Source organism: Peribacillus psychrosaccharolyticus ATCC 23296 (genome assembly GCF_000305495.1).
In the GTDB taxonomy this organism is placed as follows: Bacteria; Bacillota; Bacilli; order Bacillales; family DSM-1321; genus Peribacillus; species Peribacillus psychrosaccharolyticus.
On the sequence record NZ_AJTN02000211.1, the window covers coordinates 62,919 to 86,007 of the forward strand.

The window sequence follows — 23,089 nt, forward strand, 5'->3', positions numbered from 1 at the left end:
CATTTTGCTTGGCAGGAGGCTCTTTTTATTCTGCTGCTGTTATATTGACTTGATTTTCTTCAACTATAGTCGTAAACCGTTTAACGTCAGGTTGTTCAAATATGAAATCGGCTATTCCATCTTCAAGTTGTTCTTGAATGATTCTGCGAAGTGGTCTCGCACCAAATTCCGGATGATATCCTAATTCTGCGATTTTTTCTTTTGCTTCGTTTGTTACTTCTAGTTTTAATTCTTGAGAATTTAATGTTTCTTCTAATTCGAGTAACATTAAATCGACAATTTGCACGAGATGCTTTTTATCTAAGGCTTTAAATTCGATAATGCTGTCGAATCTGTTTAAGAATTCAGGTTTAAAGAAACTTCCTAACGATTGGAGAATCGTAGCTTCCTCTACTGCACTGCTTGCACCAAATCCCATGACCTTCGGTTTATCCGTTGCCCCAGCATTACTTGTCATAATAATGACCGTATCTTTAAAATTGACTGTACGTCCCTGACTGTCTGTTAAACGTCCATCCTCTAATACTTGCAAGAACATATGCATGACATCAGGATGTGCTTTTTCAATCTCATCCAGCAAGATAATACTGTATGGGTTGCGGCGTACCTTCTCCGTTAACTGACCTGCTTCTTCATGCCCGATATATCCAGGCGGCGAGCCAATAAGTTTCGCAGCACTATGTTTTTCCATATATTCGCTCATATCAAGACGAATCATAGCATTTTTGTCTCCAAAAAGCTCCCCTGCTAACGTTTTAGAAAGCTCGGTTTTCCCAACACCAGTAGGACCTACGAATAAGAATGAACCAATTGGGCGGTTCTTAGATTTTAAGCCAGCCCGGCTTCTGCGAACTGCCTTAGCCACTTTCTTGACAGCTTCTTCCTGACCGATTACCTTTTTCATTAATTCTTCCTGCAAATGAACCATTCGTATCTGTTCATCTTCCTGGAGCTTTCCAACAGGAATGCCTGTTTTTTGTTCAATAATTTTTTGAATATCTGCAACCGTCACCGTTGGTGTGGCTGCTTGTGTTCCATCCTTAAGGATGTTTTCTAATTTTTCTTCTTCATCTCGTAAAACAGCTGCTTGTTCATAGTTTTCCTCTTTTAATGCCCGTTCTTTTTCTTTATAAATCTCAGTAAGACGATCCTTAACATCCTCCTCTTGACCTGTTTCAATCGTCAGATTCAGCTTAGCACCGGCCTCATCGAGTAAATCAATCGCTTTATCTGGTAAATGTCGATCTTGAATGTAGCGATGTGATAATTCGACGGCTGCCTTCAGCACATCATCACTATAGGTCACAGCATGATACGCCTCATAATGCGGCTTCAATCCTTCTAAAATAGTCAAAGCCTCTTCCGGTGTTGGCTCATCTACTTGAATAGACTGGAAGCGGCGTTCGAGCGCTCCATCTTTTTCAATCTTACGGTATTCGGAAAGCGTTGTGGCACCAATTAATTGTAATTCACCACGAGCTAATGCAGGTTTTAGAATATTACCGGCATCCATCGATCCTTCAGCAGAACCCGCACCGACAATTTGATGAATTTCATCGATAAACAAGATTACATTTTTTCTTTCCTGTAGTTCTGCAATCAGCTGTTTCATTCGTTCCTCAAATTGACCGCGAATACCTGTATTTGACACAAGCGAAGCTACATCAAGCATATAAACCGTTTTTGTACGCAGTTTCATTGGAACTTTGCCTTCTGCTATCTTTAAAGCTAATCCTTCTGCTATGGCTGTCTTACCGACCCCAGGCTCACCAATTAACACGGGGTTATTTTTATTCCGTCGATTCAGAATCTCAATGACCCGTGTTACCTCTTCATCACGGCCAATTACCGGATCGATTAAGCCGGCTTTCGCAGCGTCTGTAAGATTTCGGCCATATTGTTCAAGCAGACCTCCGCTTTTCTCTTGTTGCTTGCTTTCTTGCTTTTGTTCATTATGATTAAATGGGTTCCCACCAAATGCTTCAAATGGTGATTGCCCATTGTTAAAGCTATTCATGGCTGCCCCTAATTTAGTACGTTCCTCTTTATAACAAACGGAGCACAAGTTCACTTCATATCTGTGCCCTTGAACGGCCATTCGAACTTGAAAATTCGCTTGATTTTCTTGACACTTTTCACAATACATAAAATGTACTCCTCCTTGATTTCATTGTAATGTTTGACTATCTTTGACTATAGTATACTCTGACCTTCTTTGACTTTCAAGTATCATGCTTACATTTTAAAACTAACTATCTATTAATTGGGTATGATACTTAATTCCCTTCTCTAAAGCAAATGAAACGAACCGAAAGCCTCAGGCTTTCGGTTCGTTTCATTTATACGTCAGATAAACAGCAGTAAACTTACAGCCATGACAGCCATTCCTGCTATTAGACCATAGATAGAGAGATGGCTTTCATCATATTTCTTTGCTGCTGGTAATAACTCATCAAGCGAAATAAAGACCATGATTCCTGCGACACCTGCAAAGATAATACCAAACATAACATCATTTAAAAACGGCATTAAGAACAAATAAGCTACGATTGCCCCGACTGGTTCTGCTAAACCAGATAAAAAGGAAAGTTTAAATGCTTTTTTCTTGTCACCGGTTGCAAAATAAATGGGAACCGAAACAGCGATTCCTTCAGGTATATTATGAATAGCTACAGCAACTGCAATCGCAAACCCTAGTCCTGGATCTTGGATAGCAGAAGTAAATGTTGCAATTCCTTCTGGAAAATTATGAATGGCAATTGCTAAGGCCGTAAAGGTCCCCATTTTTAACAGGGCAGCATCCTTTGAAGCTGGCTGATTCATATCTTCGATTTTCTTAACTTCGTGTGGATTTCCTGCTTTTGGGATAAATTTATCAATCAAGGCAATGACCAACATCCCTCCAAAGAACCCAGCAACAGTCAACCAATTCCCAGCAACATTACCCATTGCTGCAACCAGTGCATCCTTGGCTTTAACGAAAATTTCAATCATTGAAATGTAGATCATGACACCTGCAGAGAACCCAAGTGCTATGGATAAAAATTTCGTATTCGTAGTCTTTGTAAAAAAGGCAAGTAGGCTGCCGATACCTGTAGCAAGACCTGCCATTAAGGTTAGACCAAAAGCCATTAATATTTCTGATGACATCCTAATTTCTCCCCTTTTTCTTTTCACTCATTTCACGTACGCTAAAATGTTTCCTCAATGAAACATTTTACCTTATAGGCAACTCTTTCGTCAACGATTAGAGACCTTCACCCTTATTCTCCATTCTAGAAACCTCTTCAGCTGGGTTTTTTGCTTTTACAGCCTATGCATGTAGATATTTAATGGTGTTATGTATTGTTAAATTCAACTAATCCAAATTCTTATCATCATTTATATGTTTCATTTTTCAAAAAGATTTTGTATACTAATATTTAGGAATCCGAAATATATTCAAAGAAAGAAGTGTCATTTATTTATTCATCAATAGCAAAACGTAACTTAATTATCATGTGGTTTGCCAACTTCTTCATTAATGGCAGTACCACCATGGTACTTCCGTTTATCTCGTTATATATAGGTACATTTGGAGATTATAGTGATCAATATATCCAGCAATGGTCAGGCTGGACATTTGCGGTTACCTTTGTCGTTGCCTTTTTTGTTTCTCCTATCTGGGGAAGAATCGGCGACAAAATCGGCCGTAAAAAAATCCTCTTATTCTGTGCATTTGGTATGGCCATTTCCATTTTCTTAATGGGCTATGTTACATCGGTCTGGCAGTTATTTGTTTTACGACTGTTTATGGGGATCTTTACCGGATTCGTCTCAATTTCACAGGCTTTTATTTCGACACAAACACCTAAAGAAATTGCTGGCCGCGTTCTCGGCACATTGCAAACTGGCAGTATTACAGGCACCCTAGTCGGTCCATTACTAGGTGGTGTTTTGGTTGATTCGTTAGGTTATTCTACTACCTTTAGATGGACGTCAATCTCGATTTTCATATGTGCAGCACTTGTACTGTTTACAAAGGAATATCGATTGGAAGTAAAAGCTGGAACGAAAACAAATTATTCAAGTAAGGAAGTTATCTCTCATATTGTTCATAATCCTGTATTATTAACCGTATTGTTGATTTCCATGCTTGTCCAAATTGCTCATTTCAGCGTTCAGCCAATACTTTCCTTATATGTTGGAGAACTTCATGGTCCTGAAAACCTCGGATTATTTGCGGGTATTGCCTTTTCTGTAGCAGGGGTAGGAAATCTCTTCATGTCGCGGAAATGGGGGGAGATTGGGGATGCACACGGACATATTAAGGTGCTTCTAGCCCTGCTTTTCATTGCAGGAATTGCCTATATTCCAGGTGCGTTTGTGACTAGTTTCTGGCAGCTCGTTATTGTTCGGTTCACACTCGGTATTGCAATTGGCGGCATCATTCCAGTCAGAATTGCATTCATACGCCAGGAGGCTCCTATTGCCATGCAAGGTGAGGTTCTTGGTTACAGCACGAGTTTACGATTCCTTGGCAACGTCATCGGACCTATTATGGGCGGCATGATTGCTGGATTCTATGGAATATCTGCAGTCTTTATCTCGACAAGTGCTTTGCTGATTATTGCTGGTCTGTTCCTTTATGCATCGTTACACCGACATCCAGAGGTCATTAAAGATTATTAATGAAGTAAAGCTGTTGAGGTTTTCCTCGACAGCTTTTTTCTATGACTATTTAATAAAAAAACTTGCCCCATCAACGATTTCAATTTCCGGATACTGTTTCAAATCTTCCATTAGTTGAAAAAGCGCTTCATCCTTTTGTTTCGCTTCAATCATACAATCAAGCTGCGGAAGACTCCCCTTCATTCCGTTTAAAAAATCGAGGAACATCTTGCTGTCAATATAATCGGAGTGTGCACGGTATTCTTCAGCTGATCGCGGGCTTGATATATGCATCTTCGGAGGAAGACTTGAATGCTGCCATGTCCCAATGACCCGCTCCCACTCTTCTTCCCATGAAGGCATTGGTGGATGATTGGCGAGATGGTGATGATAATCAAATACTTGCGGAATCCCTAGTTTTTCACATAAATAAAGGGTATCTGCCAGTCCAAAGGTTTTATCATCATTTTCTAAGATAATCATTTGCTGTAAGGAAACTGAAATCAGCCCCCAATTATGGATAAACTGCTCCAGTGCTTTTTCCTTATCCTGATATCCTCCTCCAACATGAAGAACACAACGATGTTCTGGATTGATCTTCATCCCCTTTAAAAGTTGTTGATGAATCCTAAGGGTTTTAAGTGAATTGGTAAGAATATCTACTTGGGATCCATTTAAAAGCACAAAATGATCTGGATGGAAATCAACTCTCATTTTTGGATGCTTAGTCAGAAATTCAGCGATTTGCCCGAGAACATCGCTAAGCGGCTTTAAAAACTTCCATTCCGGAAGATCTGGATGATTCGCTAATGGAATGAGCTTAGAACTTAAACGAAAAAAGGCAATATCATGAACAGCACAATGCCTTAAAATCCGCAGACAGTTTTCAAGGTTTGAGACTGCAATTCGCTCTAGCTTACGAATAGCCGCTTCACGGTCGTTTATTTTGGAAAACTGAGCAAATGTCATCGTCTGTGAAGGAGATGCATTTTTCAACGACATACTCATCGCAACAAAACCTAACCGAACTAATGTCAATATAACACCCCATCCCTATTTATCCTTAGTATGCTCATTTACTAGGTAATATAAAGGTTTACCGGAGATCATATTAATTAGAAGAAAAGACCAGCTGCAGTGGGGGTATGTCAGTTTTTTGATAAGTTTTTGGGATAATCCCGTCTGAAGTGGACGTATTCCCGTCTGAGAAGGCGATAATTCCGTCTGGAACACGGCTATTCCCGTCTTGATAGGGCATATTTCCGTCTGGCATAAAATATATACCCCCATTGTATTAAGAAACACCTGACTAAAAGAACCTGCCAAAATATAGCAGGTTCTTCCTCTAGTTATAACGATAGTGCTTTTTCAATTTCACACGTGATAGCGTAAGGTCCCTTACCTTTATTCGAAGGAATCACCAGTTTGATTCCGTTATTCGGATAGACGGAAGAATGAAAGCTTACACCAGGATCATATCCCATGAGGTGATACTTAAAAATATCTCCGTCACGCTTAGTAATCCAGATTCCATATCCATAATACTCCTCATCTTCTTCACAGATATAAGGTGTCAAAAGTGCAGCGGTCATTTTTTCACTAAGAAGCTGATAGGAAAACAATGCTTCCCATACCTTCATCATATCTAGAGCCGAAATAAACGCTCCTCCGTCCGAGCCGCCTTTAATGGGCAGCGAATAGATATTGGTGGTCCAAGTACCGTTCTTTCGATCTATGTAACCGATCGCCGTATTAGCAGGCAGCTGATCCAGCTCGAAATAGCCAGAATCGGTCAAATTAGCTGATTTAAACACATTCAATTCAATATATTCAGTAAATTCAAGCCCTGTATGTTGTTCAATTACTAACCCAAGGACAATAAAACCAGCATTATTATAATGAAATCTTTCCCCAGGTTTGAACATCATGCTGTGATGTTGAAAAAGCGGCAGAAAATCAGACAGTCTCTTGATGGTATACATCGGAACCGCTTTCCAAAGGTCGGAAAAATCATCCATAACCGCTTCATCAAAATAATCAGGCATTCCAGATGTATGCGTCAAGAGATGATGTATGGTTATGTCTTGATTAAAATGTGGAAACTCTATATCTAAACAGTCACTGAGTTTTGTATCAAATGAGAGCATTCCTTTTTCAACCAGCTGACAGATCGCTATAGCCGTAAACAATTTACAACCTGAAGCAATCCCAAACCTTGTTTCGAGTGTATTACTTAGGTTATTAGAACGATCAGCTAGTCCAAATGCTTCCTGAAGTATAATTTCATTTTCTTCTTTTAGCAGTACTACCCCTGAGAATCCGACCTCTTTTGCCTGGATAGATACTATTTGACCAATATCCATTCTATTCTTCAACATCCTTGCTCCACTCCATTACCCTTTAAATTTTTTATACAACCATAAGGCGGTCGATTCTAAATATACCACAATTTAGTAAAATACATAAATAGACCAGCATGTAGGGAACTGCCAGTCTATTATAAATGCCTATTTATTTTTTGTATAAAAATATAAAAACCAAACAGCATGATTTTGCTCATCTGTTGCTGCATCGCGAAATGCTTTTTTAATCATCCGATTCTCGGCAGTTTGAGCTATGTTTAAGTAGTCATCAACTGTTTCCTGTTCATCAATAATAGATGCTTCTAGTCCGGCCAAATATTTAGTAGGGCAGAAGCCGATAATTTGTGGAGTGGGTTTAGTACCTGTAAGTGCTTCATAAATGCCGGAAAAAGCAGTAAAATGCTTAATTTCATCCTGACGAATCTCCAAGATTCGATTTCTTTCCTTAGCATCTTTAGTCATTCCAGCTAACCGTTCATAACACTGAATCGCGCTATATTCTCCATTAATAGCTTTTTCAAGGTCTTTGATTAATTCCTGCTCCCTGTTATAGGGGTCTTGATAATACATACTAAGCTCTCCTTCCCTTTGCCACTGGTAGGATAGCCTATGATACGATTGTTCTTCATGTTCCTATTAATGGGGTTTTTTTATGTTTACATAAGCCTATTCAGTCTCCATCTGTTTGTAATAATTATCTACAAACGGATGAATATCCGGGTTTGAATCGTAATAGGTATCACCGATTTTACTTAATGTGAAATTAAATTCTATATCGCCATCCATCACGTTCTTCTTGATTATCTTGAGGAGAAAACTCTATATTTTTTATCTGGGATAAAAATTCATCTATTTGCTCTTGCTCAGTTATCGCTTTTGAAGCACCTGTTGAACCATCTTGAATGATGACTTTATCAACCTTTTCAATTTTTGCATCCTTATAAAACTCTTCTAAAGATTGTGTTTTGCACCAGTACAAGCAGATAGGAAAAGACCTTTTCATACGCCCCCTCCTAAACTATTCTTTTGAATCTCTGACGCATCACATTAAAAATAGTTACATTTTTCATTTTACGTATGATGGAATCGCATCAATCTTAAGCTTGGATTTGTTTCAGTTTTTGGAGACAGGGAATTTGGACAGCGAGAAATGCAAACCAAGCAGTTAATTTTGGAGATGACTCGCAGCTCCATTCTTTATGCTGCTGAATATATAGTCAATAGAGGAGGGATAATCATCGACGGGTCCGAACTGAAACAGCGAGGAAAACGATATTTTGTGATTCGATATGGAGCATATGGGGCTGCATGCTTTTCATCGACTACTATTTCATACGTGCTCTTATTTATGGCTATCCGAAACTCTATGAAGTATTAGCAGCCAGTTTACTCTCTCTAGCCCTTGGCCTGCTATTAGCAGATGCAGCATGGAGAAAGGTCATTGCCAAAAAACCTTGAAAGACCAGAAGGCCGTTCAAGGTTTTTGACTTTTTATTTATTCCCAACCAAGACATAACTGCTCAATGCAGGTACGGTAACTTGGGTTGTTTTTATTTTTCCAAGCTCTTTCGTTCCAGCTTTTTGACCATTAACAAGGATTGACCACGTGCCTTTTTTCGGCAGCGTAATTTTCACATCTTTATTATTGGCATTATGGATGACGATCAGCTGTTTCTTAGCCTGAGCCTTTTCTGGATTCGTTACACGATAGGCAATCACGTTTTTAGGTGCATCAAAAAACGTTACATTCTTTTCTATTTCCTTCGCTGTCGCTAAACGGAAACCGGAGTATTGTTTCCGGAGCTGTATTAGTCCCTTCATATACTCTACTTCTTTTGAAAATTCTGCTCTTCTCTTCCAATCCAACTGGTTAACAGCATCAGGAGATTTGTAGCTGTTATGGTCTCCTCCTTTCGTGCGCATAAATTCTTGTCCTGCATGGATAAAGTTTATTCCTTGTGAGGTCAGTGAAATGGACGAAGCAAGCTTATGCATTTGCTTTCGTATTGTTAGCGAATCTTTAGGATTTGTCAGTGCTAATTTATCCCAAAGTGTATGATTATCATGTGCTTCAACATAGGTGACCAACTGCTGCGGGTCTTTATATGTTGCCAGACTGTTTTCATAGTTGATTCCGCCGGTAATGCCCTTTTTGATGATGTCTTCCATTCCTTGCTTTCCGTTGACAAAGCCCGTATCTAACTCATTAAAGACACTGCCTTTCAACCCATCGCGAATGCTGTCATTAAAGTGAGCGATTTTCGGCATTTGTTCAGCATTTTTTTGATTCGCCTTAAAATTTGCGGCAAGCGGAGTATTTAGATCCCAGCCCTCCCCAATAACTATAATACTTGGGTCAATCTTATCTAGCGCTTTGCGGACATCGTTCATGGTTTGAACATCATGGATTCCCATTAAATCAAAACGGAAACCGTCTAGATGATACTCCTTTGCCCAATAACTTACTGAGTCAACAATGAACTTACGCATCATTTTCCGCTCAGAAGCCGTATCATTTCCAACACCGGAACCATTGGCAAGTGTTCCATCTTCGTTATAGCGGAAATAATAGCCTGGCACCAATTGATTAAAGTTCGATTCATTTACCGCATACATATGGTTATACACCACATCCATCACGACCCGTAAATCCTGATTGTGAACAGCTTGAATCATTTGTTTCATTTCGTTGATTCGTACCTTTGGTTTATATGGATTAGTAGAATAAGAACCTTCTGGAGCATTAAAGTTCTTTGGATCATACCCCCAATTAAATTGCGGCTCATTCAGTTTTGTTTCATCAACGGTTCGATAGTCATACATCGGTAAAAATTGAACATGTGTGACACCAAGGTCCTTAATATGATTCAGCCCTGTTTTCACTCCCTTTGGACCGGTTGTCTTACTTTCTGCTACACCTAGATATTTCCCTTTTTGTTTAATTCCACTTTCAGCTTGAATGGAGAGATCACGAATATGCAATTCATAAAAAATCGCATCCTCCGCTTTGGCAAGTTTCGGCTTTTTGTTATTCCACTTTTTTGGATTCGTGCTCGATAAATCGGTCACGACTCCTTTATCACCATTAACCGTTACTGCCCGTACATATGGATCCACTGCCTCATTCCATTTATCTCCGATTTTCACCTTATACGTATAAATCAAACCATCTTGATTTCCTTTAAGCTCTGTACTCCAAACGCCTTTGTCCCCGCGTTCCATTTTCACTTCCTTACCTTCTGAGTCATTCCACGACTTGTAAGTGACAAGTTTTGCTTCAGCTGCAGTCGGAGCCCACAGTTTAAAAGTCGTTTTCTTTTTTTGATAAATGTTCCCTAACGTTCCATTATAAGCATACAGTTTATCGAAGGCGTCCGTTCGAATAGCTGCACCCATGTCTACTGAAGCGGTTCCAAACAATTTCTTGGTAACTTGATAATTCTTCGATAAATCCAGATTTTTCGTAGTTATAATCCGGACTTTATTCGTTACATTTTCTTTGCCGGCATATGGAAGTACTTCTTTGATGTCTGCCCCATTTAGGGTAATCCCCGCATTGGTTTCTTCATCTAATGCGAAAGGGAAATTGGTTTCTAAGGTGATTTCGTTCAATTTATCAATCGTTGATTTGACAATCTTGGGTGAACGGTCAATTTGCGCAGGATCGTAAAACACTCGTTCAACTCCTTGTGTCAGCCAGATTTCTGCACTACCATCTTCTTTAAATTTTGTTATAAAGCGCTCATTAAATTCTTTATTCGCCCAATCGTTTCCATCCTTGCTTTGCCTCATAATAAATCCAGCTTTTTTGATTCCCTCGGGATTGGTTAATTCTACTTCAGCTACCTTGCCAAGCTCATCATCTTCCTTAAACTGAACGGCCTGTCCATCTTTTCCATCCGGCCACATCCATAAATTCCAGCCATTATATTGATTGTCATAGCGGAAGTAATGAATTTTAATTTTCACTTTTTCATAAGCTGGGAAATCTCGATATTCCCCGTCTGGCGGCTCTGAATAAGTCATTTCATCACCGGACTTTACCCATACTTCACCTTCACCATTTTGAACATCCAGCCATCGGTCATTCTCCCCATCTTTTTCCCATGACTCCGTACGGATAATGAATCCGACTTTCTTCGTATCAACAGGGAGTTCTATCTCTACCGTTTTACCAAACGCATCCTGACCAGTAAAGGAATACTCCTTTCCTTCCCCGCCCTCAGGCCAAACCCATAGACTCCAGTCCTTTGTATTTCCCTTCGCTTCTTGATAGTGAATCGTGATTTTCGTCGTACCGCTTGCTTCTGCAATCGGTTGCACAAATGAAACGAGTAAAATAGAAACCAATAATGATACGACGGTCACCCAACTAATTACTTTTCGTTTAATCAAACTCTCTCCTCCTTCTTGGAAAATACTACATGTTAATTATAGTATTTTTGTAAGCGTTTGCATACTAAAATACTATATGAATTAACTGTCGATATAAAACAGGATGATAATGGCAGGGGGGTATTTCATATATTTTTGATAGAAATTATTCTTATTTTAGCGGTAATCCCGTCTGGCCTCGGCTTATTCCCGTCGGAAAAGGTGATAATCCCGTCTGAAACATGATTATTCCCGTCTAAGAGGGCCATAATCCCGTCTGGCGTTATATATATACCCCCATAGGTATTGATCTCTTAAAAAAAAGACCAGCACCAGAATGCTGATCACACTAATCTACTTTAAGGAGACGATTTGTCTGGTTTCCTGTGATTCTATCGCTGCAAGGATGACTTCGAGCGATTTCATGCCTTCCTCGCCAGGAATAGGCGGTTCAGTATTTTCAAGAATACTCGTAACAAAGTAGTCGATGATGCTTGAGTTGCTTTGCCCGCCTTCTTCATTGGTTTGAATTTTCTCAAGCTGATGGTTAATGATGGTTCCATCACGATACTCTTCGATGAGTGAATAGACTGGATCTGCTTCTAATCGCAGGGTTCCATTTTCCCCATATATAATGGTTGAATTATCTCCTCCGGTCACATATGCCCAACTTGCTGTAAGCGTACCTATTATTCCGCTCTCTGTCCGTAGAATACATACGGCATTATCATCTACGTCTGTATTTTGTTTGGCATTCGTTTCAATAAAAGCACCTACCTCTGAGAAATCTCCCAGTAGGTACCGCATTAAATCCGCTTTGTGGACACCCAGGTCGCCCATTGCACCAATAAATGCTTGATCCTTATTAAAGAACCAGCTTTCAGCTCCATCAATGCTCCACTCTTCTGGTCCTGGGTGTCCGAACGTCGTGGAGAAACTGTATATTTTCCCAAGCTTTCCACTCTCTATAATTTCTTTTGCCTTTTGATGGGAAGCAACAAAACGTTGATTATGAGCAATCATGAGTTTTTTCTCATTTAACTTTCCTGCCGCTATCATGGCTTCTGCTTCATCCTTTGAGGTAGCCATTGGTTTTTCACATAAAACATGTTTGCCTGCATTTAAGGCTGCAATCGTCACTGAAGCATGAAGATAGTTTGGCAGACAGATACTGATCACATCTATCTCTTTATTCTCTAGAACGTCACGATAATCGGTAAATGCTTTAGCACCGTATAGCTTTGCCATTTCTTCGGCGCGTTCTTCGACAATATCGCATACTGCGGCAATCTCTACTTCTTTGTTATTATCATATTCTAGTAAATGGCGAACTCTTGCAATCGTTCCACATCCAAGTACTCCAACTTTAAGCATATACGTTTCTCTATCCTTTCTTTAGTAAGAGTTTTCTTAAGTAATTTATACTGATTTCAATACTTTCATATGGTGTGAGACGGCTCATATCCTGCTCAATGATCCACCAATGTACCCCTGCTTCTTTTCCTTTTTCAAGTACTGAGTCGATATCTACCCCACCAGTTCCTAATTCGGCAAAAAATTGTTCTTTATCTTTGGTCATATCTTTCAAATGAACTAAAGGGGTTCTATTTGTGCAGCGTTCCATCCATTCCGCTGGTTTTTCTCCGGCTTTTGCCAGCCAATAAATATCCAGTTCTGCTTTGACGTTTTCTTCTTTAGTATCTTCATAGATGGCTTGAAGTGCCTGTCTTCCATCATTCATGCACTCGAGTTCAAAATCATGATGATGATAACAAAGAGTTAGTCCTTCACCTCGGCAAATCTCCCCCGCTTCGTCTAAAAATCGGATCAGCTTTTGATAGTCTTCTTCCGTTCTTTGTTCAGGCATTAGGTATGGGCAGACAATATAGCCGCTTCCAAGTATCTTCTGATTCTCAATAACCTGCCCTAAATTGGACTCCAACTCTTCAAGAGGTACATGGCTGGCTGCCGCTTGAAGCCCCAGCTCATCAAGCAATTCCTTTAGTTCGTTAACATTCCAGCCTTCATACCCAGCAAACTCTACGCCATCAAATCCCAGCTCGGCTACTTTTCTTAACGTCCCAGCAAAATCTTTTTGACTTTCTTCCCGTAATGTATACATTTGTACAGCCACTTGAGTTGTTTTCATTTTATCCCCATTTCCACACTTTACAAATACCATCAGAACCACCCCTTAATCAGAATGGTTCTTTAGGCAGTTGAATGGTGTTTATTTACCCCAAAGTTCTAATCTGCTTTTGACTAACTTCGTATATTCCTCTTCTGCTTTCTCCACATCTGCTTTCTCTAAATCATTCATAAATGTATCCCAAACCTTATCAAAATCATCCGGCTTAGCCAAGATTGCTTCAGGTACACGTTTTTTAACAATATCCAAACTTTTTTGCATAATCAGCTCGAGTTCTGAACCACCTGGTACTGGAATATTAAATGCAGCACCCCAAGGCTTAACAGGGAAGTCTTCTTTCTGTGGATACAAATCTTTCCACATCTCTACATTATAATTTGTTAATACTTCTTTTTCTGTTTCTGTATACGCGTCTTTAATTTGGTCTGGACTTGCAATCGTATATGTTTGACCGGTAGAATCCACTACCCCATCTCCATACGGCGGTGCGAAACCTTTTAGTGCTCCTACTCCAGTTTGTTTCACGTAATTTGCATTATTGTTGCGTTCTTTCATTTCGTCTTCTGGAATCACACGCTTTCCATCAACTATTTCATGATGTTCCCCTTCTATGCCCCAATTCTGAAGGATTTGACCTTCATCCGAAGCAAGGTAATCGAGGAATTTAATCGCCCGCACCGGATCTTCGTTATCAACTGAAATGCCAATGCCCCATCCGCCTAGGTAACCTGTATCTTGAAAATTATGATGTTCAAACTCCTCGGTTAGTGTGACCGGGTACATTCCATACATCCGCTCTTCCTTGCCAGCTTCACGCAATGCTCTTTGCGCCTCAGCCATTTCCCAATCTGCATCAATTAGACCAATCACTCGTCCTGATGATACTTTCGCTAAATATTGGTCATATTTTTGAACGAAGCTTTCTTTGTCCAATAATCCGCTATCATTCATATGATTTAACCAACGGAAGTATTCTTTTTCTTCCGCACGACGATAGTGCATTTTTGCTTCAAACGTTTCAGGGTCAATATAAAACTCTCCGTCATCTGGTGCCCCTGTTGCTAAAAATGCAGGATTAGTCGTTGTAATTTGTATCCTCCAGTCATCTGCTAACAGGGATAAGCCGACGGTTGGCTGCCCATCAATACTTGGGTTTTTCTCTTTATAGTCTTTAATGGCTTTTTCAAAATCTTTTACCGTTCGGATTTCCGGATATCCCAGCTGTTTAACCACATCGTTTTGGAGCATGAATCCAGTGCCTGGTGCCCAATAGGTTTGATTGACTTGTGAAGTCGGCAGGATATATATCCCTTCATCTTCATTACTCCATTTTAATCGATTAAAATAGTCCCCATAGACCTTCTTTAAATTTGGTCCATATTTATCAATTAAATCCGTCAGATCGATTAACGCTTCTGCTTCAACTAATTTAGCTGCATTCCCCTTTGGCAGGATTAAATCCGGATATTCCCCGCTGGCAATCATTAATGGTATCTTTTGTTCACCGCCGGCCACATCAAATTCCGCTTCCAGACTAACACCGGTTTCTTCCTTCACTTTTTTGCTGACTGGACTCTCCATCTTATCCCATTGTGGATGGGGGTCAGCGCTGAATAAGGTAAAAGAAACTGGTCCGGTAGATTCTTTATCCAAATCCACTTTTTTAGATGCACTGTCATTTTGACAACCAGCTAAAACCAGCATTGTTGTTGCGATTAATAGGCCAGACTTTTTTATTATTCGTTTCATCTTTACATCTCCCTTTTTATAAAATCAACTTAACTTTTTACAGCTCCTAATGTCATACCCTGTACAAAAAACCGCTGTAAAAATGGATACACAATTAAGATTGGAATAATCGTCACCACAGAAATCGCCATTTTAATCGATTCCGGAGAGACATTTTTAGCTGCTTCTATTCCCTCTGTTCCCCTATAGGCATTGGGATCAGTAGAACTAATCGATGTATTTTGCAATATTTTCATTAATTCATATTGAAGCGTAGTCAAACTAGGATTAGATCCATTATATAAGTACGTATCAAACCAAGAATTCCATTGACCTACCGCAATAAAGAGAGCAATCGTTGCCAAGACCGGGGTACATAAAGGGAGAATAATTCTCCAAAAAATTGAAAAGTCATTCGCACCATCCATTTTAGCTGATTCCTGTAGAGCATAGGGCAGCCCGTCCATAAAGGAACGAACAATAATAATATTGAAGGCATTCACCATGCCTGGAAGAATATACACCCAAAATGTACCTACTAGATGTAAATCTCTCATCAGCATGTAACCTGGGATTAATCCACCGCTAAAATATAATGTTAAAACAAGGGTGGTTGATACGAATTTTCTACCTTTAAAATCTGCACGACTTAACGTAAATGCCACCATTGCTGATGAAATGACGCCCAATATCGTACCAATAACTGTTCGTAAGGTAGAATTGACAAAGCCTGTAATCAGGTTATCGTATTCAAATATCGTAATATAGTTATCCAATGTAAATTCTCTAGGAAATATCGTGATACCACCCCGGACCGTATCCGTCGCATCATTGAGTGAGATGGCCAGCACGTTTAAAAATGGGTACAAGGTGATCACAAACACAAATGTTAAAAACGTATAATTACAGATAGTAAAAATTAAGTCACCCTTACTTGATTTCACCGTCACTCTCCCCCTTACATAACACTTTGGTTTGTAAACCGTTTGAAAATTCCATTCGCTAAGAATAATAGAATAATACTAACTAAAGAATTGAATATGCCAATGGCTGTCCCATATGAAAAACGTCCTAAGCCAATACCATAATTTAAGGCATATAAATCCAATACTTCTGAATAATCAACTATCGTTGAATTTCCTAATAAGAACTGTTTTTCAAAGCCAATTGAAATTAGATTACCAATTGAAAGGATAAGTACAACTAATATGGTTGGTCGGATTCCAGGCAAGGTAATATGCCATATTTGTCGAAGCCTTCCAGCTCCATCTACCTTTGCCGCTTCATATAGTTGTGGATCAATCCCAGCCATGGCAGCTAAAAAGATAATAGAGTTCCAGCCCATTTCCTTCCACAAATCGGCGAGCGTGACAATAATCCAAAACAATCCGCCTTTGGTCATAAATTGTATGGGCTCATCCACTAATCCAGTCGCCGTCAATACCTGGTTAACAACGCCTCCATCAATGGACAATACTTTTGTCACAATTCCAGCAACAACCACCCATGAAACAAAATGCGGCAAATAAGTAATCGTCTGGAGAGTGCTTTTAAAGGCTTTCTTACGGACTTCATTGAGTAAAATGGCAAATACAATCGGTACCGTAAAACCTAAAATAAGACCCATAAGACTCATGGCAAGCGTGTTACGTAGAACTAAATAAAAACGTTCATCTTGGAAGAGCATAATGAAATGCTGCAGACCGACCCATTCCTGTTCGCCCATCGACTTACCAGGGCGATAATTTTGAAAAGCCATCGTCCATCCCCATAAAGGCAAATAATTGAAAACAAAGACCCAAATAACAAAGGGCATCGACATAAAATATAAGTACCTTTGATGAATGAGTGATCCCCAAAAGCTTTTTTTATTTTTGATCGGTTTATATGTATGCGCTTTCTTTTTGGCGATTTCCATTGACTTCTCCCCTTTCTATCATTAATCATACCTTACATTTCACTGCGTCAGTACCTGCTAGATTACGTGAAAAATCAGGTATAAATTTTAGGTATACGATTCGTGAATCAGCAAAAACAGACAAAATCAACTGACTTTGTCTGTTTTATGCTAATCAGCTTATTTTTCCGCTTTGGTTTCGATAGGCGGAGGGAGAGGTTCCAACATATTTCTTAAACTTTCGATGAAAATAGTCAACATTTGCGTAGCCGATCTGATCAGCCACCTCATAGACCTTACTGCCCTTTTGCAAAAGCTGCTTCCCTGTCTCAATTCTTACTTTATCAAGATACGTGTTAAAATACTCTCCCGTATAATTTTTAAAAAGCTTTCCTAAATAGGCACTGTTATAATTAAATACCTCTGCTAACGTTTCTAATCGCAGGTTTTTATTGTAATGCTTATGAATTAAATCAATCATTTTCTTAATCTGAGTGTCCGTATTGCCATTATCCAATACACCGATTATTTCATTGAATTGGTTTATTAAAAATTGTTTTACACTCGGTAAGGTTGGTAATTCATAAATTTCAGCCGCCCGGGCATGAATGGCCGTCAGACTCTGATCATTTTTATTAGAAAGCAGCAATTTATTTAATATGTTTGTATAAAGTTGAATAAATCCTTTTTTGATTTCCATTTCGGTCATTCTGCAATGAACCATCTCTTCTGCAAGTTCATCAATCATTTTCTCAGCCGTCTTACTGTTAATCGATTCAAAGGCATATTGCAGACGACTGACATACGATTCGAGCGCCAATATACCTTTTTCGTCTGTTTCTATCATCCACTGATCCGAAAGATTACTTTTATCCATCACCAACCCTTTTTCAAAATAAAAATGATGTGTTAAGAGCATTGAAGCGGTTTGAAACGATTGGTAAATGTGTGATAGAGGAACCTGTTCCCCTATTGCGGCAAAAAAGCTATCGCTGCCAATGCTAGCTGCCAGTTCTTTATATAGATTCTCTTTAGCATGTTTGGACGTATAGGATTGCCTCAAGAGAACACCAATTTCATAATTGTTGGTGAAAACATACCCCTTTTCAGTAAATTCAAATAATTCTTTTGCTGACTGTTTCAAAAAACTAATGTCAGAATGAGCTGCTGGTGCAGTCACCTTCAGTAAAAGAACCTGAAACTTTCGTTGTACATGACTAAGTTCTTCATATATAGGCAAATATTCTTTATTCAAGGGAACGTCAATCTCTTGGCATAAAGCCGTAATCAGTTTTTCTCTTTGCTGAATTTTTTCTTCCGTTTCAAGCTGCTTCAATTTTTTTTCGTCTGCTAATTTTTTATAAATCGTTTGTAAATAGAGAATCAACTCATCTTCATCGAGCGGTTTTAATAAATATCCGTCTACATGGCACCCCATAGCTCTTTGTGCATAGGTAAAGTCTGCATGTCCACTTAATATAATAAAATGAGTGTGCCGGTTCTCTTTCCGTATTTTTTCAATTAGTGTGATTCCGTCCATTTCAGGCATACGTACATCAACAATCATTAAGTCGGGCTTATATTCTTGATGTTTTTCAAAACCTTCACGGCCATTCTGCGCGATATTAATTATCTTGAATCCATATGTTTCCCAAGCAATAAGTGTTCGGAGTCCTTCTCTTATCATTGGCTCATCATCAACAATGATTACTTCAAACATCTTACTTCCTCCTCTAGTGGAATCATAAATTGAATGCACGTACCTGTCCCTTTTTTCGACGTAATTTGAAGACCGCACCTTTTCCCATATGTAAGAACTTGCCTTTGGTGTACATTACGTAAACCAATGCGAATCCCCTCGTCTTCCTCATTTATAAATTGAAGAATTTCCTCCAGCCTTTTATCCTCAATCCCTATTCCATTATCCGTCACGGTTACTTGCACATAGCACCCGGACACTTTTGTTAGAACGACTACCTTTCCTCCTGTTTCTTTATTATCCAAGCCATGAATCACTGCATTTTCAACCAACGGCTGAATCGTTAGTGGATTTACGAGAATGTTCTTTGAGTCAGGGTCGATGTCTAATTCATATACAAGGCGGTCTTTATATCGGAATTGCTGAATTTCCAAGTAACAGCGTACTGTTTCGATTTCATCCCAAAGAGGGATTTTGCTGCGTCCTACCTCAAGACTCTTTCTCATTAATTTACCAAGCCTCTTAACGACATCCGCCACTTCATTTACACCCTCTATATGTGCCTTCATCCGGATTGACTCCAGCGTATTAAATAAAAAATGCGGATTAATCTGACTAGCCATCATTTTAAACTTGCTTTCGTTTTGGCTTAACTGAAGAATATTTTTTTGTCGATTCGTTTCATGTACCTGATCGATTAACTGTCGCAAATTAGCAACCATCTCATTAAATTGATGCGAAAGCTGTCCAATTTCATCGTTTCCATCGATTACAATTTGAGTATTCAAGTCACCTTTTGAAACGTTGTTAATTTGGGTGCCGAGGTTGGAAAGACGCTTTGTGAACAGATTGCTGACTAATATAATGATAAGCATCGCTGCGAAGAAACCAGCGATTGTTACCGAGATCCCAAATAAACTTAATGAATTTGCATCTTTTACAATCTCTTTATTAGCTGAAATAGAAACAATTTTTAATTGATTCTCACTCTGCTCAGGAAATAAGTCATCCATTATAATTTGGGAAGGCTCGCCCTCAAGCACTCCTTCATAAATAGAACTTTCTTTCTCCTTCATGTTATCAATCAAATGATTCAACTGTTTACCAATTTTATTTTTTGGTTAGAGGCAACCACCGTGTTATTGTCATCTATAAGCATGGTGAGAAATGCTTCTTGATTTAATATCCAGTTTAATTGACTTGGGTTAATAGTAATAACCAGCATCCCAAACGTATTATAGTCTAAAAAGTTAATACGTCTGACTAGACTTAAATAAGGTTGATCATTTTTTGTTTCATCTTGTGTATAAAACCAACGAATATAGCCTGCTTCTTTCTCAGCCGCTTGAAACCATTGTCTTTTTTTAATTTCTGCGTCAGCAGGAATAAAGTCCCAGTTATTAATCAATGTAGGATTATCCATATACAAACGAATTTTTGAGATTTCTGGATAATACTGAAGATAGTAAGAAAACTTATCATAATCACGATAGGCATTTACTACTTGATAGGTCGACTTGAACTGTGTATTTGCCAAGGTGCTTAGCTGCTGGTCAAATTGAAGTCCATCTGAAATATAGATAGGAACTTTTAAGACTTCAGCTGTTCTTTTTTTACCCTTTCTACATTCGTGAGTGATTGATCTACTGCATCCAAAATGGCATTTTCTCTTAATTCATACGTTAGAAAAAATGCCCACTATCATAATGGGAATTAACACCGATACAATCAACATCAAGATCAGCTTATCCCGCATGTTCATATTATTAATTCGTTTTAACATAAAAGATTGCATGAGAGATTCTCCAACTTTTTTTAGTAAGCGCTTTCGTTAATTATATCTTACTGCAATATAATTAAAATAGGGAAAAATAGGGATATATATAATAACTTTTCATGTCAAAATTAGTGAATGACTATATTTAATATCAGAATATATTATTTTTTTTAATTACTCTCTTTATCATTGTCCTTTCTTCATGCAATATTTTTTCCTCAAACACCAACATCTACATTTATTTATTAATTTGGTTCATATTCCTATATCCTGCCTATGCGAATACCTTGATACAACAGTTTGTGAATTCACACACAATAAACTTAGACATTTCGAACTATATTATCGTCATTCATTATAAATATGGGAAAATATTTGTTTACAGCTTAGAACATTTAAAGTATTATTTATTTTATCGCTTTAAAGGGGTTGTGTTATTTTGAAGGAGAATATGGAGATTACAGTCGACATGTTAGTAAGTGTTTATACTGATTTAACTAAGAAATTGGCTAACACTCGGTTTAAAGCATTCGCCAGCCATTTGAGAAATCATGAGTTGACGCTCAATCAATATTCAATATTAAGTTATATCGAACGGGAGAACGCATGCTCATCGATTCAATTGGCACAGCATTTAAACTTAAAAGCAGCATCGATCACGTATTTAGTCGATGCGTTGGAGAAAAAAGGCTTAGTTAAGCGTGTAAACAACCCTGAAGATAGAAGAAGTCAACGCATTCAATTAACTGAGGATGGAACCAGCATCGCTTCTTACTCGGTAGATAACTCTTTTGCTATTACTTTTTTTGAAGACATGGATCAGGATGATCGGGAAATTCTTTATTTGATGGCGCGTATTATGAACAAGAGATTCAAAGAACCAACCTGACGATTAAACACCCTACTCGTTTCAATTTTTTTTAAGGAGAATGATACATTTGAAAGATTTATTAAAAATAAAAGTGGTTTGGAGACCTATTTGGATAATTGTGCTGATCATGTTAGCTATGGTTAGCGTATATTTACCTGTCTTTAAAGGCGCCGACCAAAATTTAACCGATTTCCCATTAATTATTGTTAATGAAGATAAAGATTTTTCTGAACAAATCGATGGGAAAAAGATTTTTGCATCCATTCCTCAATCTCAAGACGGACATTCGTTGAAATGGATGTCTGAAACAAGCGAGAAAAAAGCCAGACAGGCTATCAAAGAAAATAAAGCAAATGGCGCCTTGATTATTCCGGCCAATTATTCTAATCAAATTACTAAGATTCACGATGCCTTATTGTCCGGGAAAGAGCTACCGAAAGCAGTAGAGGTTAAAATCTTGCTCAACGAAGGCGGCGGACAGCTTGTCTCATCGATAGCTCCTTCCATTCTTCAATCATTGGCCGCTTCAGCTTCAGCGGATATTAGCGGTGAGCTAAAGCAAGAATTGATTAAAGCTAATAAACAAGTTTCTCCACAAGCCGCCAATTTATTAGAACGGCCCATTACCACTACATCCTCAAATGTTCTTGGCCTTCCTAAGGACCTAAATAAAGGAATGACCCCATTCGTGTTGGTGCTTATTGCATCTATTACTGGATTTATGGGGACGCAAATGATTAATGGGTATATGAGTAAAATAAGTGAGCGAATGAGAGAAAGAGGCCTAGCCCTTAGTTCATTAACTGTCCAACTAACCGAAATGCTTCTAGGCGTTATTTTAATGATTCTAACGTCATCCGCATTAATGGTTGTTGTATTTGGATTCTTTAATAGCAGCCATTCAATAAGCGTCTGGCCGATTTGGTTATTCACGATTTTAGGTACACTTACAATGTTTTTCATGTTCAAAATGCTGAGTCTATTTTTTGGAACATGGGGAATTCTGGTGATGTTCCCGATAAACATTTTAGGGATTTTCGGAAGCGGAGGAGCAGTCCCATTAACAGGTTTACCTGATTTCCACCGTTTTGTAAGTACTATCTTACCTACTCGTTATATAGAAGACGGTTTGAAATCATTACTTTATTTCAACGGAAATATGGAAGCGGGTCTTGACACAGCTCTTTGGTTCCTTTTTAGCTACTTGGTGGTGTTTATCGTTATCTGCCTTAGCTTTACTTATCGTACCCATAAAAAAGAATCGGCTGCACAAAATGAACCGTCACCTTCTGGAATACAAGCTAGTAAAGCAGAAACGGAAGAACAATCGAATCGTGTAGTTCAAACAAGTACTCCTATTTCGAGGGAACTAGTGGAAAAGACACCTTCAACCCAATCTGTTAAAGCAACTATGATTTCTTTATCTAAAAACCAAAATGACACAGATGATGATTGGTATCGTCAAGCGCTTCTTAACTTTACCGTCCAGGAGTCTAACGATACCACTCAAAATGGCATGAATGATGATGTATTTCGTCAAGCTTTAATCATGATTAATAAACAAAACTAGTGTCCCTTTGA

Annotated in this window: 20 protein-coding genes; 4 read left to right on the forward strand and 16 right to left on the reverse strand. The window is 38.7% G+C overall.

Going from position 1 to position 23,089, the window contains the following annotated elements; genetic code table 11:
- Window positions 1-25: 25 nt before the first annotated feature.
- The gene (locus WYK_RS15405; RefSeq protein ID WP_040375360.1) at window positions 26-2,146 is read right to left on the reverse strand and encodes an ATP-dependent Clp protease ATP-binding subunit; all 2,121 of its coding nucleotides are present in this window, start codon (window positions 2,144-2,146) and stop codon (window positions 26-28) included.
- A 200-nt stretch (window positions 2,147-2,346) separates the two neighbouring features.
- Window positions 2,347-3,150, reverse strand: coding sequence for a zinc transporter ZupT (gene zupT, locus WYK_RS15410; protein ID WP_040375361.1), 804 nt, complete (start codon window positions 3,148-3,150; stop codon window positions 2,347-2,349).
- A gap of 348 nt (window positions 3,151-3,498) precedes the next feature.
- Between zupT and WYK_RS15415 the strand changes: the two genes are divergently transcribed.
- Entirely contained in the window at window positions 3,499-4,671 is a 1,173-nt protein-coding gene (locus tag WYK_RS15415) for an MFS transporter (protein ID WP_040375385.1), read from the forward strand.
- A gap of 45 nt (window positions 4,672-4,716) precedes the next feature.
- Here WYK_RS15415 and uvsE read toward each other — a convergent pair whose 3' ends face one another.
- The 5 genes from uvsE to WYK_RS15435 form a co-directional block, all read right to left on the reverse strand.
- Window positions 4,717-5,688, reverse strand: coding sequence for a UV DNA damage repair endonuclease UvsE (uvsE, locus tag WYK_RS15420; protein WP_040375362.1), 972 nt, complete (start codon window positions 5,686-5,688; stop codon window positions 4,717-4,719).
- Window positions 5,689-5,761: 73 nt separating this feature from the next.
- Window positions 5,762-5,923, reverse strand: coding sequence for a hypothetical protein (locus WYK_RS24970; protein ID WP_161629141.1), 162 nt, complete (start codon window positions 5,921-5,923; stop codon window positions 5,762-5,764).
- Window positions 5,924-5,999: 76 nt separating this feature from the next.
- On the reverse strand, window positions 6,000-7,028 hold the full coding sequence (locus WYK_RS15425) for a serine hydrolase domain-containing protein (RefSeq protein ID WP_040375363.1): 1,029 nt from the start codon (window positions 7,026-7,028) through the stop codon (window positions 6,000-6,002).
- A 129-nt stretch (window positions 7,029-7,157) separates the two neighbouring features.
- Complete coding sequence (locus WYK_RS15430) at window positions 7,158-7,583, reverse strand: ferritin-like domain-containing protein (RefSeq protein ID WP_040375364.1); 426 nt, start codon at window positions 7,581-7,583, stop codon at window positions 7,158-7,160.
- Between the two features lie 193 nt (window positions 7,584-7,776).
- Entirely contained in the window at window positions 7,777-8,016 is a 240-nt protein-coding gene (locus WYK_RS15435) for a hypothetical protein (protein WP_051387554.1), read from the reverse strand.
- A 305-nt stretch (window positions 8,017-8,321) separates the two neighbouring features.
- Here WYK_RS15435 and WYK_RS24975 point away from each other — a divergent pair, with 305 nt between their 5' ends.
- Window positions 8,322-8,471 (forward strand): hypothetical protein, encoded by a 150-nt coding sequence (locus WYK_RS24975; RefSeq protein ID WP_161629142.1) that lies wholly within the window; start codon window positions 8,322-8,324, stop codon window positions 8,469-8,471.
- Window positions 8,472-8,504: 33 nt separating this feature from the next.
- On the opposite strand, the gene pulA is transcribed toward WYK_RS24975, so the two are convergent.
- From pulA to WYK_RS25735, 9 genes are all read right to left on the reverse strand, one after another.
- On the reverse strand, window positions 8,505-11,405 hold the full coding sequence (pulA, locus tag WYK_RS15440) for a type I pullulanase (protein WP_407951480.1): 2,901 nt from the start codon (window positions 11,403-11,405) through the stop codon (window positions 8,505-8,507).
- Between the two features lie 336 nt (window positions 11,406-11,741).
- Window positions 11,742-12,761 carry a Gfo/Idh/MocA family protein gene (locus tag WYK_RS15445; RefSeq protein ID WP_040375365.1) on the reverse strand — a complete coding sequence of 340 codons (1,020 nt, stop codon included), beginning with the start codon at window positions 12,759-12,761 and terminating at the stop codon, window positions 11,742-11,744.
- Window positions 12,762-12,771: 10 nt separating this feature from the next.
- Window positions 12,772-13,536 (reverse strand): sugar phosphate isomerase/epimerase family protein, encoded by a 765-nt coding sequence (locus tag WYK_RS15450; protein WP_040375387.1) that lies wholly within the window; start codon window positions 13,534-13,536, stop codon window positions 12,772-12,774.
- Window positions 13,537-13,617: 81 nt separating this feature from the next.
- Window positions 13,618-15,285 (reverse strand): ABC transporter substrate-binding protein, encoded by a 1,668-nt coding sequence (locus WYK_RS15455; protein ID WP_040375366.1) that lies wholly within the window; start codon window positions 15,283-15,285, stop codon window positions 13,618-13,620.
- Window positions 15,286-15,314: 29 nt separating this feature from the next.
- Window positions 15,315-16,208: a carbohydrate ABC transporter permease gene (locus tag WYK_RS15460; protein ID WP_040375367.1), complete on the reverse strand. Its 894-nt coding sequence runs from the start codon at window positions 16,206-16,208 to the stop codon at window positions 15,315-15,317.
- 14 nt (window positions 16,209-16,222) lie between these two features.
- Window positions 16,223-17,182 carry an ABC transporter permease gene (locus WYK_RS15465; protein ID WP_040375368.1) on the reverse strand — a complete coding sequence of 320 codons (960 nt, stop codon included), beginning with the start codon at window positions 17,180-17,182 and terminating at the stop codon, window positions 16,223-16,225.
- A gap of 154 nt (window positions 17,183-17,336) precedes the next feature.
- Window positions 17,337-18,881 carry a response regulator transcription factor gene (locus tag WYK_RS15470; RefSeq protein WP_040375369.1) on the reverse strand — a complete coding sequence of 515 codons (1,545 nt, stop codon included), beginning with the start codon at window positions 18,879-18,881 and terminating at the stop codon, window positions 17,337-17,339.
- A complete protein-coding gene (locus WYK_RS25730) occupies window positions 18,869-19,936 on the reverse strand; it encodes a sensor histidine kinase (RefSeq protein ID WP_235782529.1) in 1,068 nt (355 codons plus the stop codon). Before WYK_RS25730 ends, WYK_RS15470 begins: the two co-directional genes overlap by 13 nt.
- 17 nt (window positions 19,937-19,953) lie before the next feature.
- Window positions 19,954-20,397 carry a cache domain-containing protein gene (locus tag WYK_RS25735; RefSeq protein ID WP_051387560.1) on the reverse strand — a complete coding sequence of 148 codons (444 nt, stop codon included), beginning with the start codon at window positions 20,395-20,397 and terminating at the stop codon, window positions 19,954-19,956.
- Between the two features lie 679 nt (window positions 20,398-21,076).
- On the opposite strand from WYK_RS25735, the gene WYK_RS15480 reads away from it, so the two are divergent.
- On the forward strand, window positions 21,077-21,526 hold the full coding sequence (locus tag WYK_RS15480) for a MarR family winged helix-turn-helix transcriptional regulator (protein WP_051387561.1): 450 nt from the start codon (window positions 21,077-21,079) through the stop codon (window positions 21,524-21,526).
- A gap of 49 nt (window positions 21,527-21,575) precedes the next feature.
- Window positions 21,576-23,078, forward strand: coding sequence for an ABC transporter permease (locus WYK_RS15485; RefSeq protein WP_040375370.1), 1,503 nt, complete (start codon window positions 21,576-21,578; stop codon window positions 23,076-23,078).
- Window positions 23,079-23,089: the final 11 nt, after the last annotated feature.